15 protein-coding genes and 3 tRNA genes are annotated in these 13,076 nt (G+C 70.8%); 5 read left to right on the top strand and 13 right to left on the bottom strand.

From position 1 onward, the window contains the following. Positions 1-45: 45 nt before the first annotated feature. The 3 genes from nusG to DEJ47_RS22490 all read right to left on the bottom strand — a co-directional run bounded on the left by nusG (position 46) and on the right by DEJ47_RS22490 (position 1,490). The gene (gene nusG, locus DEJ47_RS22500) at positions 46-948 is read right to left on the bottom strand and encodes a transcription termination/antitermination protein NusG (protein ID WP_150171062.1); all 903 of its coding nucleotides are present in this window, start codon (positions 946-948) and stop codon (positions 46-48) included. A 77-nt stretch (positions 949-1,025) separates the two neighbouring features. Continuing rightward, entirely contained in the window at positions 1,026-1,310 is a 285-nt protein-coding gene (gene secE / locus DEJ47_RS22495) for a preprotein translocase subunit SecE (RefSeq protein WP_150171060.1), read from the bottom strand. A gap of 107 nt (positions 1,311-1,417) precedes the next feature. Then, positions 1,418-1,490: transfer RNA gene (locus DEJ47_RS22490), tRNA-Trp, on the bottom strand. Positions 1,491-1,670: 180 nt separating this feature from the next. Between DEJ47_RS22490 and DEJ47_RS22485 the strand changes: the two genes are divergently transcribed. Together DEJ47_RS22485 and DEJ47_RS22480 are read left to right on the top strand one after the other, a co-directional pair. Further along, entirely contained in the window at positions 1,671-2,897 is a 1,227-nt protein-coding gene (locus DEJ47_RS22485) for a pyridoxal phosphate-dependent aminotransferase (RefSeq protein WP_150171058.1), read from the top strand. Between the two features lie 124 nt (positions 2,898-3,021). Continuing rightward, a complete protein-coding gene (locus DEJ47_RS22480) occupies positions 3,022-4,056 on the top strand; it encodes an adenosine deaminase (protein ID WP_150171056.1) in 1,035 nt (344 codons plus the stop codon). 6 nt (positions 4,057-4,062) lie between these two features. Here the strand turns inward: DEJ47_RS22480 and DEJ47_RS22475 are convergent, their stop codons facing one another. Then, a complete protein-coding gene (locus DEJ47_RS22475; protein ID WP_150171054.1) occupies positions 4,063-4,665 on the bottom strand; it encodes a TetR/AcrR family transcriptional regulator in 603 nt (200 codons plus the stop codon). Between the two features lie 88 nt (positions 4,666-4,753). On the opposite strand from DEJ47_RS22475, the gene DEJ47_RS22470 reads away from it, so the two are divergent. Then, on the top strand, positions 4,754-5,392 hold the full coding sequence (locus tag DEJ47_RS22470) for an NAD(P)-dependent oxidoreductase (protein ID WP_150171052.1): 639 nt from the start codon (positions 4,754-4,756) through the stop codon (positions 5,390-5,392). Between the two features lie 24 nt (positions 5,393-5,416). On the opposite strand, the gene DEJ47_RS22465 is transcribed toward DEJ47_RS22470, so the two are convergent. From DEJ47_RS22465 to DEJ47_RS22430, 8 genes are all read right to left on the bottom strand, one after another. Next, positions 5,417-6,526, bottom strand: a complete 1,110-nt coding sequence (locus DEJ47_RS22465) for a UDP-N-acetylmuramate dehydrogenase (RefSeq protein WP_150171050.1) — start codon at positions 6,524-6,526, stop codon at positions 5,417-5,419. Positions 6,527-6,563: 37 nt separating this feature from the next. Next, positions 6,564-8,027 carry an MFS transporter gene (locus tag DEJ47_RS22460; RefSeq protein ID WP_150171048.1) on the bottom strand — a complete coding sequence of 488 codons (1,464 nt, stop codon included), beginning with the start codon at positions 8,025-8,027 and terminating at the stop codon, positions 6,564-6,566. Positions 8,028-8,102: 75 nt separating this feature from the next. After that, positions 8,103-8,660 carry a TetR/AcrR family transcriptional regulator gene (locus tag DEJ47_RS22455; protein WP_190415511.1) on the bottom strand — a complete coding sequence of 186 codons (558 nt, stop codon included), beginning with the start codon at positions 8,658-8,660 and terminating at the stop codon, positions 8,103-8,105. Positions 8,661-8,770: 110 nt separating this feature from the next. After that, the gene (locus DEJ47_RS22450; RefSeq protein ID WP_150171046.1) at positions 8,771-9,199 is read right to left on the bottom strand and encodes a MaoC family dehydratase; all 429 of its coding nucleotides are present in this window, start codon (positions 9,197-9,199) and stop codon (positions 8,771-8,773) included. Positions 9,200-9,203: 4 nt separating this feature from the next. Then, positions 9,204-9,668, bottom strand: coding sequence for a MaoC family dehydratase N-terminal domain-containing protein (locus DEJ47_RS22445; RefSeq protein WP_150171044.1), 465 nt, complete (start codon positions 9,666-9,668; stop codon positions 9,204-9,206). A gap of 104 nt (positions 9,669-9,772) precedes the next feature. Then, positions 9,773-9,937, bottom strand: coding sequence for a 50S ribosomal protein L33 (rpmG, locus tag DEJ47_RS22440; RefSeq protein WP_004571794.1), 165 nt, complete (start codon positions 9,935-9,937; stop codon positions 9,773-9,775). 88 nt (positions 9,938-10,025) lie between these two features. Then, a tRNA-Met gene (locus DEJ47_RS22435) sits at positions 10,026-10,098 on the bottom strand. Positions 10,099-10,145: 47 nt separating this feature from the next. Further along, positions 10,146-10,218, bottom strand: a tRNA-Thr gene (locus tag DEJ47_RS22430). Positions 10,219-10,460: 242 nt separating this feature from the next. Between DEJ47_RS22430 and DEJ47_RS22425 the strand changes: the two genes are divergently transcribed. Beyond that, positions 10,461-11,756: an amidohydrolase family protein gene (locus DEJ47_RS22425; RefSeq protein WP_150171042.1), complete on the top strand. Its 1,296-nt coding sequence runs from the start codon at positions 10,461-10,463 to the stop codon at positions 11,754-11,756. Between the two features lie 130 nt (positions 11,757-11,886). Continuing rightward, a complete protein-coding gene (locus DEJ47_RS22420; RefSeq protein ID WP_150171040.1) occupies positions 11,887-12,543 on the top strand; it encodes an NAD(P)H-binding protein in 657 nt (218 codons plus the stop codon). 125 nt (positions 12,544-12,668) lie between these two features. Here the strand turns inward: DEJ47_RS22420 and DEJ47_RS22415 are convergent, their stop codons facing one another. After that, positions 12,669-12,881, bottom strand: coding sequence for a hypothetical protein (locus DEJ47_RS22415; protein ID WP_150171038.1), 213 nt, complete (start codon positions 12,879-12,881; stop codon positions 12,669-12,671). Between the last annotated feature and the right edge of the window lie 195 nt (positions 12,882-13,076).

Below are 13,076 nucleotides of genomic sequence, written 5' to 3'. Positions count from 1 at the left end.
TGACAGCCTGTCTGACCTGTTCGGAGGCGTGTGTTCCAGGGAACGTCAGTTCTTCTGGATCTGGTCGAAGCTGAGCTCGACCGGGGTCTCGCGGCCGAAGATCTCGACGAGGCCCTTGACCTTCTTCGAGTCGGCGTTGATCTCGTTGATCGTGGCCTGCAGCGTCGCGAACGGGCCGTCGGTGACGGTGACCGAGTCGCCCACCTCGAAGTCCAGCACCTGGACCTCGACCTTGCGGGCCGGAGCCGGCTTGCCCTCGGCCTCCGCGGCCTCGCGGGCGGCCTTCTCCTCGGCCTCCGGGGCGAGCATCTTGACGATCTCGTCCAGGGTCAGCGGGTACGGGTCGTAGGCGTTGCCGACGAAGCCGGTGACGCCCGGCGTGTTGCGGACGACGCCCCAGGACTCGTTCGTCAGGTCCATGCGCACCAGCACGTAGCCGGGGAGCTTGTTCTGACGGATGGTCTTGCGCTCGCCGTTCTTGATCTGCGCGACCTCTTCCTGCGGCACCTCGGCCTGGAAGATGAAGTCCTCGACGTTCAGCGAGACGGCACGCTGCTCGAGGTTGGTCTTCACGCGGTTCTCGTAACCGGCGTAGGTGTGGATGACGTACCACTCGCCGGGCAGGGTGCGGAGCTCCTCGCGGAGGGCCACGATCGGGTCGACCGGCTCGGCCTCCTCCTCGGGCTCGTCCGCGGCGGCCTCGGCGTCCTCCTCGTCGGCGACGTCGGCGGCGGCGGTCTCGTCCTCCTCGGACTCCGCTACGGCCTCGGCATCGCCCTCGAGGTGGATGGCGGCCTCTTCGGCGGGCTCACCCGCGGCGGCGTCGGCAGCGTCGGCCTGGTCCGGGTCCTCGGCGTCCGCCGCCTCGACGATGTCGAGCTGGTCCTCCACGGACTCCGCGCTCTCTTCGCGAGGCTCGACGGCGTCGTTCAGGTTCGGGTCAGACACGGTGGCTGCTTCTTCCTGGATACAGAGGGGTGGAACGCGCGAAAGGGGCGCCGGGAACGGCGCCCTTCGCTCTCGGCTCAGCCGAAGATGTACTTGACAGCGTGGCTGAAGCCATAGTCAATCACGGTCACGAGACCGATCATGATGACGACGAAGACAATCACCACTGTGGTGTAGGTCGTGAGCTGGCTGCGAGTCGGCCAGACGACCTTGCGGAGCTCCGCGATGATCTGACGGTAGAAGAGCGCGAGACGGCCGAGGGGGCCCTTCTTGCCGCGCTTGCCGCCCTTGCGGGCCTTCTTGGATTCCGTCGACTCGTCCTGGGCATCAGGCTTGTCGATGGAGCCCACGGCGTCCGTCACTCGTCCTCACCTGATTCCGGGTCGTGGCCGTGCCGCGCCCGGTTGAGCCGCACGGCGGTGCATTGCAGTACGTACATGCGCACACATCCTGGCGAAGGAGTGTGTAGCAGGGCCGGAGGGACTTGAACCCCCAACCGCTGGTTTTGGAGACCAGTGCTCTACCAATTGAGCTACGACCCTTTGTTTCCCCCAACCTACCGCATCCGCCCATGTGCACGGAGTGCGCTGAGAGAGAGCGGCCGGTGAGGGCCAACGAGCAGTGAGTGTACGTGCTCTGCGGCGCCCCGTCGAACAGAAAGGACCGCGACGGTCTGGGAAACCCGCGCACCGGGGCCGTTTCGGGTCTGGAACGATGGGGCCATGAGCGCTGCTACTTCTCCGACCGAGCGCCGGGTGTCCGCGCGCATCGGCGCGATCTCCGAGTCCGCGACCCTCGCTGTCGACGCCAAGGCCAAGGCCCTCAAGGCCGCGGGACGTCCGGTGATCGGCTTCGGGGCGGGCGAGCCCGACTTCCCGACTCCGGACTACATCGTCGAAGCGGCCGTCGAGGCCTGCAAGAACCCGAAGTTCCACCGCTACACGCCGGCCGGGGGCCTCCCCGAGCTCAAGGCGGCGATCGCCGCGAAGACCCTCCGCGACTCGGGTTACGAGGTCGACGCGTCGCAGATCCTGGTGACCAACGGCGGCAAGCAGGCCATCTACGAAGCGTTCGCCGCGGTCCTCGACCCGGGCGACGAGGTCATCGTGCCCGCGCCGTTCTGGACCACCTACCCGGAGTCGATCCGTCTCGCGGGCGGTGTCCCGGTCCCGGTCGTCGCCGACGAGACCACCGGCTACCGCGTCTCGGTCGAGCAGCTCGAGGCCGCGCGCACGGAGCGCACGAAGCTCGTCCTCTTCGTGTCGCCGTCGAACCCGACGGGCGCCGTCTACAGCGAGGCCGACGCCGAGGCGATCGGCCGCTGGGCCGTCGAGCACGGCCTGTGGGTCATGACGGACGAGATCTACGAACACCTCGTCTACGGAGACGCGAAGTTCACCTCGCTCCCCGCCATCCTTCCCGAGCTGCGCGACAAGTGCATCGTGGTCAACGGTGTCGCCAAGACGTACGCGATGACCGGCTGGCGGGTGGGCTGGATCATCGGCCCGAAGGACATCGTGAAGGCCGCGACGAACCTGCAGTCGCACGCCACGTCCAACGTCTCCAACGTCGCGCAGGCCGCCGCGCTCGCGGCCGTCTCCGGTGACCTGGTCGCCGTCGAGAAGATGCGCGAGGCCTTCGACCGGCGCCGCCGGACCATCGTGCGGATGCTCAACGACATCGCGGGCGTGGTCTGCCCCGAGCCCGAGGGCGCCTTCTACGCGTACCCCTCGGTGAAGGGCCTCCTCGGCAAGGAGATCCGCGGCAAGCGCCCGCAGGACTCCGTCGAGCTGGCCGCGCTCATCCTGGAGGAGGCCGAGGTCGCGGTCGTTCCCGGCGAGGCCTTCGGGACGCCGGGCTACCTCCGCCTCTCGTACGCGCTCGGCGACGAGGACCTCGTCGAGGGTGTCTCGCGGATCCAGAAGCTGCTCGCCGAGGCCCGCGACTAGGACCTGCACCGGCACGTGCGGGCCGTCTCTCCTTCGGAGAGACGGCCCGTTTCTTCGTTCGGACGGGGACCCGAAGGGGGAAAGCAGCTACCGGGACACCAGGTGCATACGGCAAGATCCTCGAATGGAGCGTGTACGAGACGAGCGTGTACGGGACGTACGAGAACTGCCGAAGGCCCATCTCCACCTGCACTTCACCGGGTCGATGCGGCCCGCCACCCTGCTTGAGCTCGCCGACAAGTACGGAGTGCGTCTGCCGGAGGCGCTGACCGGTGCCGAGCCGCCGAAGCTGCGCGCCACGGACGAGCGCGGCTGGTTCCGCTTCCAGCGGCTCTACGACGCCGCGCGCTCCTGTCTGCGCGAGCCGGAGGACATCCAGCGCCTGGTGCGCGAGGCCGCCGAGGAGGATCTGCGCGACGGGTCGGGGTGGCTGGAGATCCAGGTCGACCCGACGTCCTACGCGCCGCGGCTCGGCGGCCTGATCCCGGCCCTTGAGATCATCCTGGACGCCGTCGAGAGCGCCTCGCGGGAGACCGGCCTCGGGATGCGCGTCCTGGTCGCCGCGAACCGCATGAAGCACCCGCTGGACGCCCGCACGCTGGCGCGGCTCGCGGTGCGGTACGCGGACCGGGGCATCGTGGGCTTCGGGCTCTCCAACGACGAGCGGCGCGGCATGGCGCGGGACTTCGACCGCGCCTTCGCCATCGCGCGCGACGGCGGTCTGCTCGCGGCGCCGCACGGCGGTGAACTGACCGGCCCCTCGTCGGTGCGGGACTGCCTGGACGACCTCGACGCGGCGCGCATCGGGCACGGGGTGCGGGCCGCCGAGGATCCGCGGCTCCTGAAGCGCCTCGCGGACCGGGGCGTCACGTGTGAGGTGTGCCCGGCGTCCAACGTCGCCCTGGGGGTCTACGAAAAGCCGGAGGACGTCCCCCTGCGCACGCTGTTCGAGGCCGGGGTGCCGATAGCCCTCGGCGCCGACGACCCGCTGCTCTTCGGGTCGCGGCTCGCCGCCCAGTACGACATCGCGCGCGACCACCACGACTTCACGGACGCGGAGCTCGCGGAGCTCGCCCGGCAGTCGGTCCGCGGCTCGGCCGCGCCCGTCGACGTACAGCGGAAGATGCTGGCCGGGGTGGACGAGTGGCTGGCGGGCTGACGGTTCTCAGCCGCCGGTGATGCCCCTGAGCAGGGTGCGGGCGAGGGCGGCGGCGAACTCCTCGACGGGCTGCGGGGGGCGCTTGCCGACCGTGGCGTCGTAGGCGAAGGCCCGCTGCGCGCAGGCGCCCATGAGGAGTGAGGCGGCCGCGAACGTGTCGGCGTCGGGAGCGATCCGGCCGGCGTCCCGCTCGGCCCGCAGGTAGGCGTCCAGGGCCTCGATGGGCATGTGGGGGCCCGTGCCCATCTCGCGCATGGAGTCCTCGTGGCGCCGCTTCAGTTGCGTCTCCGCGTACAAGGAGGCCGCGATCGGGAAGCTCTCCGCATAGAAGTCGCTGGCCAGCCTCGCGATCTCCGTGAGGTTCTCCAGGACGCTGCGCTCCCCCGGCTTCTCGACGAGCTCGCTCAGGAGGGGGTTCAGGCGGGGCAGCCGCTCCTTGAGCACGCTCACGAACAGCTCCTCCTTGCTCGCGAAATGCTTGTAGAGCGCCGCTTCGGAGCAGCCCGCCGCCTTGGCGATCTCCTTGGTGGTGGCGCGGGCCAGGCCGCGGGTGAACATGAGCTCGTGGGCCGCGTCGAGGATGCGGGCCCGGGTGGGCTTCTGCTGCATGGGCCGTCCAACCTGACTTGACGGAGGGGTGAGTGCTTACTCACTCTAGTGGGTGAGTGAATACTTACCCACCTTGGGAGGGTGCGCGATGAGGATCACGGTGTTCGGTGCGACCGGTGGCGTCGGTCAGGAGATCGTCCGGCAGGCGCTCACGGCAGGGCACAAGGTCACGGCGGTGGTGCGGGACCCGGCGCGCCTGACGGTGACCGGTGAGGGGCTCGAGGTGTTCCGCGCTGACGTCCGGGATCCGGAGGCGGTGCGCCCCGCGGTCACGGGCCGGGACGCGGTCCTTTCCGGGCTCGGCGCCCGCAACCGCGCGGACGCGGCCCGGGGCCTCGCGACGGAGCTGACGCGTGGTGTGCTGCGGGCGATGGACGCGGAGGGCGCGCGGCGGCTGCTGGTCGTGAGCGCGGCCCCGGTGGGCCCGGAGCCCGCGGACTCGCCGTTCTTCGACCGCGCCCTGCTGGGTGTGGTCGGCCGGGTCCTCAGGGACGTCTACACCGACCTGACGGCCATGGAGGCCGAGCTGGCGGCGAGCGCGACGGACTGGACCTCGGTCCGCCCGCCGCGCCTCACGAACAAGCCCGTCACCGGCCGCTACCGCAAGGTGGTGGGTGGCTCGCCACGTTCGGGGCGCGTGATCGGGCGCGCGGACGTGGCGCACGCGATGCTCGGCATGATCGACGACCGGGACACCGTGCGGCGGGGTGTGGGCGTGGCCTACTGACCCGCCCTGCGTGGCGCGCGTGTCCTACAGGCTGACGCCCACCGTCACCGGCTCGTTGACGAGGGTGACCCCGAAGGCGTCCCGCACCCCTGCGACGACCTCACGGGCCAGCTCCAGCAGGTCCTCGGTGGTCGCGCCGCCGCGGTTGGTGAGCGCCAGTGTGTGCTTGGTGGAGATGCGGGCCCGGCCCTCTCCGTAGCCCTTGGTGAACCCCGCCTTGTCGATGAGCCAGGCGGCGGAGGTCTTCACGCGGCCGTCGCCGGTCGGGAAGGCGGGTGGGGTGATGTCCGCGCCGAGGCGTTCGGTCACGCGCGCGTGGAAGGCGGCGAACTCGTCCTCGGTGAGGATCGGGTTGGTGAAGAACGACCCGGCGGACCAGCTGTCGTGGTCCTCGGGGTCGAGCACCATGCCCTTGCCCGCGCGCAGCTTGAGCACGGTCTCCCTGGCGACCGCGGCCGGGACCCGCTCCCCCGCCTCGACGCCGAGCGTGCGTGCCGTCTCGGGGTACTTGAGGGGCGCGCTCATCCCTTGCGCGTCCTCGAGCTCGAAACGGACCCGCAGCACCACGAAGCGGTCGGGATCGGCCTTGAAGCGGCTGTGCCGGTACGAGAAGTCGCACTCGGCGTTCGCGATCACGACCGTCTCGCGGGTCTGCCTGTCGTACGCGACCACCTCGGTGATCGTCGAGGAGACCTCCTGGCCGTACGCTCCGACGTTCTGGATCGGCGTCGCGCCCGCGGAGCCGGGGATTCCGGCGAGGCACTCGATGCCCGCGAGCCCCGCTTCGACGGTGCGGGCGACTGCGTCCGTCCAGACCTCGCCGGCGGCGAGCTCCAGCTTCGTGCCGTCGAGCGCGAAGCCCCGGGTGGCGATGCGCAGGGCGGTGCCGTCGAAGCCCTTGTCGCCGATGACCAGGTTCGAGCCGCCGCCGATGAGCAGCAGCGGGGTTCCGGAGTCGTCGGCCTCACGGACGGCGGCGATCACCTCGGCGTCGGTCGTCGCGGTGATCAGACGGGTCGCGGGACCGCCGAGCCGGAAGGTGGTCAGCGGGGCGAGCGGGGCATCGTGGAGTTCCTGCACGTGCTCAAGAGTACGAGAACGGCCCTGCCGGTCGGGGCGGGGCCGTTCTCGTATGTCGGTCGTACGCCCCTGAGACGTCGTCGTACGTCTCTCAGACGGCGATCAGCTCGTCCTGCGGTGCGGCGGGCGTCCCGGCCCCTCCGGCCGTCCGTCGACGTGACGGGATGCACAGCGCCGCGACCGCCGCGAGGGCCACCACCGCGGAGCCCACCCACAGCGCGGGCTCGATGCCGTTCACGAAGTCCCATCCGGACTCGTAGCCGCCCTGCGCCGAGAAGATCGAGGACATCACGGCGATGCCGAGGGCGCCGCCGACTTCACGGAGCGCGTTGTTGGCGCCGGACGCGATGCCCTGCTCCTGGGGTCGCACGCTGGACATGACCAGGTTGGAGGCCGGCGCGAAGTACAGGGACATCCCGACGCCGCTGATGATCAGCGCCGGCAGCTGGGCGGCGTACGAGGCGTCGGGTGCCACGACGACGGCGTACCAGGCCAGGCCCACGGCCTGGAGGAAGAGGCCCGCGGCGACGACCGGACGGCCGCCGATCCGGTCGGAGAGGTAGCCGGCCAGCGGCGAGACGAGCATCGGCATGCCGGTCCAGGGCAGCATGCGCAGCCCGGCCTCGGTGGGCGAGTAGCCGAGGACGATCTGCATGTACTGGCTGAGCAGGAAGATCGAGCCGAACATCCCGAGGAACATCAGCAGGCTCGCCGCGTTGATGCCCGCGAAGGCACGACTGCGGAAGAGGCGCATCGGCAGCATCGGCGCCTTGTGGCGCATCCCGTGCCGTACGAAGCCGCCGAGCAGGACGACGCCCGCGCTCAGGCTGACGAGGACGGTGGCGCTGGACCAGCCGTCGATGGGGCCGCGGACCAGGGCGTACACGATGCCGAAGAGACCACCGCTCGCGAGCAGGGTGCCGACCGCGTCCAGGCGGGCGCCGGGGGCGTGGGACTCGGCGAGGCGGAGCCGGGCGAGCGGCAGCAGGACAAGCCCGAGCGGGACGTTCAGCCAGAAGATCCACTGCCAGGAGACGTGTTCGGTGAGGCTGCCGCCGATCAGCGGGCCACTGGCGACCGCGAGGCCGTTGACGGCGCCCCATATGCCGTACGCCATGCCCCGCTTGGCCTGCGGTACGGCCGCCGTGAGCAGGGTCAGCGTGAGCGGCATCATGATCGCGGCGCCGACGCCCTGCACCGCGCGGGCGGCGATCAGTGCGTCCAGGCCGGGCGCGAGCGCCGCGGCGGCGGAGGCGGCGGTGAAGACCGTGATCCCGACGGTGAAGAGTCGACGGCGCCCGAAACGGTCCCCCAGGGCCGCGCCGAACATCAGCAGCACGGCGAAGGTGAGGGTATAGGCGCTCACGGTCCATTCGAGGTCGTGCAGGGCGCCCCCGAGGTCCTCGCGGATGGCGGGCAGGGCGGTGGTGACGACGAGGTTGTCGAGTGCGGCCATGAACCCGGCGACGCTCGTGATGACGAGGGCCCAGACCATCCCCCCGCGCGATGTCGTCTCTTCGGTCGGCGCTTGTGCCCGCGCTTTCTGGTCCGTCATTGCTTCCCCTGTGGTTAGTTATTGATGACTAACTTTTGTGGGCACAGAAGGAGACCCCCTGCCCCGCGGCACGGCTCACCCCTTGGGCTGCGCCGAGTCGTAGAAGCCGGTCCACACCCGGTGGTCCGGCTGGAACCCCATCGACACCAGGACGTTGATCAACATCCCGTACGCCAGGAACTGCGTCGTCTCGTCGACGTCCGCCCCCAGTGCGAGGCGGACCGTGTCGTACATCTCCATCCAGGCGGCCCGCAGCGCGTCGCCGAACTCCCGGTCGCCCGACGCCTCCGCGGAGGCCACGGCGACGTACATCTGCATCTGCATGAGGAGCTTGTCCGGATCCTCGGCGATGAGAGCCTGATAGGCCTGCCCCATGGCATGCAGGGCCTCCTCCCCCTCAAGCCCTTCGGACGCCTTGCGGAAGACCTCCGTGACCTCCTGGCAGCACCGCCCGGAGGCGGCGAGAAAGATGGACTGCTTCCCCGGGAAGAGGCGGAAGAGATACGGCTGCGAGACACCCACCCTTTTGGCGATCACCTCGGTGGACGTGCCGTTGTAGCCACCGCGGGCGAACTCGACCATCGCCGCGCGGACGACGCTCTCGCGCCGCTCCTCTGCGCTCATCCTGACCATGCGAGTAAGTTAGTGGCCAATCACTAAGTCGTCAACCAGGGCGGTGGGCCGACGTCACGGCATACGTAAGGGGCGCCCCCCATGGAGGACGCCCCTTACCCAGACCGTCGTCAGGCGAGCTGCACCACGGCCCGCGACATGCCGAGAACCTTCTGGTCCCCGCTCTTCGCGAGCAGGTCGACTCGCACGCGGTTGTCGTCCAGTACTGCCGCGACCTTGGCGCTGACCTCTATGGTGGCGCCCTTGTCGTCGTTCGGGACGATGACGGGCTTGGTGAAGCGGACGCCGTACTCGACGACGGCTCCCGGGTCACCCACCCAGTCGGTCACGACGCGGATCGCCTCGGCCATGGTGAACATGCCGTGCGCGATGACGTCGGGGAGTCCGACCTCGCGCGCGAACTTCTCGTTCCAGTGGATCGGGTTGAAGTCCCCGGAAGCACCCGCGTACTGCACGAGAGTGGCGCGTGTCACGGGGAAGGTCTGGGCCGGCAGCTCGGTGCCGACCTCGACGTCGCCGTACGCAATCTTCGCCGTCATCGCCTCAGGCCCCTTCCGCCGCAGTCTCCGCCGCCCGTGCGACGAGCTTGGTCCACGCGGTCACGACGTGCTCGCCGGCCTCGTCGTGGACCTCTCCGCGGATGTCCAGGATGTCGTTGCCCGCCATCGACTTGATGGCCTCGATGGTCGAGGTCACCGTGAGCCGGTCGCCCGCGCGCACCGGGCGGGTGTAGGCGAACTTCTGGTCGCCGTGCACGACGCGGCTGTAGTCGAGCCCCAGCTGCGGATCCTCGATGACCTGTCCCGCGGCCTTGAAAGTGATCGCAAACACAAAAGTCGGGGGCGCGATCACATCGGGGTGACCGAGCGCCTTGGCCGCTTCCGTGTCGGCATACGCGGGATTGGTGTCACCCACGGCCTCGGCGAACTCGCGGATCTTCTCCCGGCCGACCTCATAAGGATCAGTGGGGGGATAGGAACGCCCCACGAAGGACTGGTCGAGCGCCATGGACTCGGCACCTCCTGCGGATGGTTTCGTTGCGGATGGCTTCGCGGAACACGACGCGAGGCCGCCCCCAAGAATCGGGGACGGCCTCGTGTACGAGCCTGTGTTTAGCGCGTTTCGCGGTGCGCAGTGTGCGCGTTGCAGCGCGGGCAGTGCTTCTTCATCTCAAGACGGTCCGGGTCGTTACGCCGGTTCTTCTTGGTGATGTAGTTCCGCTCCTTGCACTCCACGCAGGCCAGCGTGATCTTCGGGCGGACGTCGGTGGCAGCCACGTGAGTGCTCCTTGACGGACGGATGGACGGATGAACGCATAAAAGAGTAGCCGATCGAAGGACCGACCCCACAATCGGCTACCGTTAGTAGCGGTGACCGGACTTGAACCGGTGACACAGCGATTATGAGCCGCTTGCTCTACCGACTGAGCTACACCGCTGCGATGCCGGATCCCCTCGCCCGAGGGCGAGGATCACTCGACATCAGAGCCCCAATGCGGAATCGAACCGCAGACCTTCTCCTTACCATGGAGACGCTCTACCGACTGAGCTATTGGGGCGAGCGATGAAGACATTACACGGTTGGTCGCCGATCGCCCAAATCCGTTTCGCCGGGGCTGTCCGAGGGCAGCGAACGGCCCGCCTCAGGGGTCTGTGAACACCTCGTCCGTGCCCTCACACCACACCGGTACGACTATTCCGCTCCTCCTCGAAGCGGGCCTTTCACCGTCCTAGGCTCGACACGCGCTGCGTGATCTTGACGCCTCGACGACTGCAGCCGCCCCCGAGACCGAGGAGCGCGATGCCCGACAGCCAGCCGCAGCAGCCCCACTCCTCCGGCGCCTCCGGATCCTCCGGTTCCGGTCCCGCCGCCGACTCCGGGGCCCTGCTGCTCAGCGGCGCCCGGCTCACCGACGGCCGGACCGTGGACGTCCGGCTCGGCGGCGGACGCATCGAGGCGGTCGGCACGGCGGGCAGCCTGAGCGCGCACACCGCGCGCGTGGACCTCGCCGGTTACCTCCTGCTGCCCGCGGCCGCCGAGCCGCACGCCCACAGCGACACGGCCCTGTCGGCGGACACGGCGGGCCCGGTCTCGTACGACGCGCCGGACGTCCAGCGCCGGGCCACCGAGGCGGCGCTGCTGCAGCTCGGGCACGGCGCCACGGCGCTGCGGTCGCACGTGCGGATCGGCGACGTGCAGGGGCTCGGCCCACTGGAGGCGGTGCTGCAGGCGCGGCGCTCGCTCCGGGGCCTGGTCGACCTGACGGCCGTCGCCGTACCGCGGCTGCTGACCGGCGTCGCGGGCGCGGACGGCCTGGCGATGCTGCGGGACGCGGTGAAAATGGGCGCCTCCGTAGTGGGCGGTTGCCCCGACCTGGACCCCGATCCCACGGGGTACGCGGAGGCGGTCCTGGAGATCGCCGCGGAGCACGGTTGCCCCGTCGACCTGCACACGGACGGTGACGATCCGGCGCGCCTCGGACGGCTCGCCGCGATGGCGGGGGGCCTGCGGGCCGGTGTGACGCTCGGTCCGTGCGCGGGGCTCGGACGGCTGCCGGAGGACGTGGCCTCGCGCGCCGCCGAGCAACTGGCCGCGGCCGGGGTGACGGTGGTCTGTCTGCCGCAGGGCGGTTGCGGGAGCGCGGAGCGGCGCGGGGCGGCGCCGGTGCGCCTGTTGCGGTCGGCCGGGGTGCGGGTCGCTGCGGGCAGCGGGGCCATGCGGGACGTGTCGAACCCGGTGGGGCGCGGGGATCCGCTGGAGGCCGCGTACTTGCTGGCCTCGCGGAGCGGTCTGCGTCCGGAGGACGCGTACGGCGCGGTCAGCGGGGCCGCTCGGGCGGCCATGGGGTTGCCGGAGGTCCGCGTGGAGGCGGGCTTCCCGGCCGAGTTGCTCGCCGTGCGCGGTGACCGACTCTCGGGTGCGCTGTCGCTCGCGTACAGCCGGATCGTGGTGCACCGGGGCCGGGTCGTGGCGCGGACCAGTGCGGTGCGCGAGTACTGCGACTCGGCGGCGGCGGTGGCGTTGGACCTGCCGCGTCAGGGGCGGTCGACGGGGGCGGCGCCGGGGCGGCCCGCGGGGGACGAGCCGTCGGCCTAGGGCGGCACGGCCCGCGTGCGCGGCATGGCCCGCGTGCGCGGTCGTCTCCGGCCGGGTGCGTGGAGACCTGTCGGTGGTCCCCCGCGCGCGTGTTGAGCGCTTGCGTCCGCCCTGCCGTACGGTCGGGAGTATGCGCATTGTCATCGCTGGAGGTCATGGTCAGATCGCGCTGCGGCTGGAGCGTCTGCTCGCCGCGCGCGGTGACGAAGTCGCCGGGCTGATCCGTAACGCCGGGCAGGAGTCCGATCTGCGCGAGGCCGGCGCCGAACCGGTGCTGTGCGACCTGGAGTCGGCGTCCGTCGACGAGGTCGCGGGGCATCTGCGCGGCGCCGACGCGGCCGTCTTCGCGGCGGGCGCGGGGCCCGGCAGCGGCGCCGACCGCAAGAACACCGTGGACCGGGGCGCGGCCGTCCTCTTCGCGGACGCGGCGGAGCGGGCCGGAGTGCGGCGCTACATCATCGTGTCGTCCATGGGCGCCGATCCCGCGCACCAGGGCGACGAGATCTTCGACGCCTATCTGCGGGCCAAGGGCGAGGCCGACGCGGACGTACGCGCGCGTGCCGCCCTCGACTGGACGATCCTGCGTCCCGGGATGCTGACGGACGACGCGGGCACGGGCCTCGTGCGCCTGGAGGCGTCGACCGGGCGCGGCCCTGTTCCGCGGGACGACGTGGCGGCGGTCCTCGCGGAGCTCGTGGAGACGCCGGCGACGGCCGGGCTGACACTGGAGCTGGTCAGCGGGTCCGTGCCGGTGTCGGTGGCGGTCAAGTCGGTCGCGGGAAACTGACGCGGGGGCCGGCGCGGGCGACTGGCGCGGGCGGAGGCGGCGGCAAGGTGGCCGAGAACGGCTCTGAAGGCCCCTCAGAGCACCGCGGAGCCTCTGAGCGCCCCTGAGTGCCCCTCAGCGCCCCGTCAGAACAGCGGGAGTTGTCCGGGGCAGTCCGGGACCGTGTAGCCGTCCAGAGCCGGTTGTGCGGCGCCCAGGGGGGCCTGCCTGCGGGACCCGGGGCAGGAGACCAGGTCGCCGCTGCCGCGTGGGCCGGGCGGGTCGTGGCGGGCGAAGCGTCCGGCGACGACGGCGATCTCGCGGCGGCACTCCGGGCAGTTTCTGCGACGGGACGACATGTGATCAGTGTGCCCATCGCGGCCGCCCGAGCCGCATCGGCCCGCGCGGAACGTACCGGCGCGCGCCGGACGCACCTGCGTCAAGCAGGCCGGAGTGGACGCACGTACGACAAGACACGCGGGCCGGACGCACGTACGAGAAGACGCGCAGGCCGGACGCACGTACGTACGAGGAGGCACCCGGGCCGCACGCCC

Source organism: Streptomyces venezuelae (assembly GCF_008642355.1).
GTDB lineage: Bacteria > Actinomycetota > Actinomycetes > Streptomycetales > Streptomycetaceae > Streptomyces > Streptomyces venezuelae_B.
This window is presented reverse-complemented; position numbering and strand designations above follow the sequence as displayed.

Excerpts from the sequence above, each read along its gene's own strand:
- DEJ47_RS22485 (WP_150171058.1), top strand. The coding sequence starts at position 1,671 with ATGAGCGCTGCTACTTCTCCGACCGAGCGCCGGGTGTCCGCGCGCATC.
- DEJ47_RS22480 (WP_150171056.1), top strand. The coding sequence starts at position 3,022 with ATGGAGCGTGTACGAGACGAGCGTGTACGGGACGTACGAGAACTGCCG.
- DEJ47_RS22475 (WP_150171054.1), bottom strand. The coding sequence starts at position 4,665 with ATGCAGCAGAAGCCCACCCGGGCCCGCATCCTCGACGCGGCCCACGAG.
- DEJ47_RS22470 (WP_150171052.1), top strand. The coding sequence starts at position 4,754 with ATGAGGATCACGGTGTTCGGTGCGACCGGTGGCGTCGGTCAGGAGATC.
- DEJ47_RS22460 (WP_150171048.1), bottom strand. The coding sequence starts at position 8,027 with ATGACGGACCAGAAAGCGCGGGCACAAGCGCCGACCGAAGAGACGACA.
- DEJ47_RS22455 (WP_190415511.1), bottom strand. The coding sequence starts at position 8,660 with ATGGTCAGGATGAGCGCAGAGGAGCGGCGCGAGAGCGTCGTCCGCGCG.
- DEJ47_RS22450 (WP_150171046.1), bottom strand. The coding sequence starts at position 9,199 with ATGACGGCGAAGATTGCGTACGGCGACGTCGAGGTCGGCACCGAGCTG.
- DEJ47_RS22445 (WP_150171044.1), bottom strand. The coding sequence starts at position 9,668 with ATGGCGCTCGACCAGTCCTTCGTGGGGCGTTCCTATCCCCCCACTGAT.
- DEJ47_RS22425 (WP_150171042.1), top strand. The coding sequence starts at position 10,461 with ATGCCCGACAGCCAGCCGCAGCAGCCCCACTCCTCCGGCGCCTCCGGA.
- DEJ47_RS22420 (WP_150171040.1), top strand. The coding sequence starts at position 11,887 with ATGCGCATTGTCATCGCTGGAGGTCATGGTCAGATCGCGCTGCGGCTG.
- DEJ47_RS22415 (WP_150171038.1), bottom strand. The coding sequence starts at position 12,881 with ATGTCGTCCCGTCGCAGAAACTGCCCGGAGTGCCGCCGCGAGATCGCC.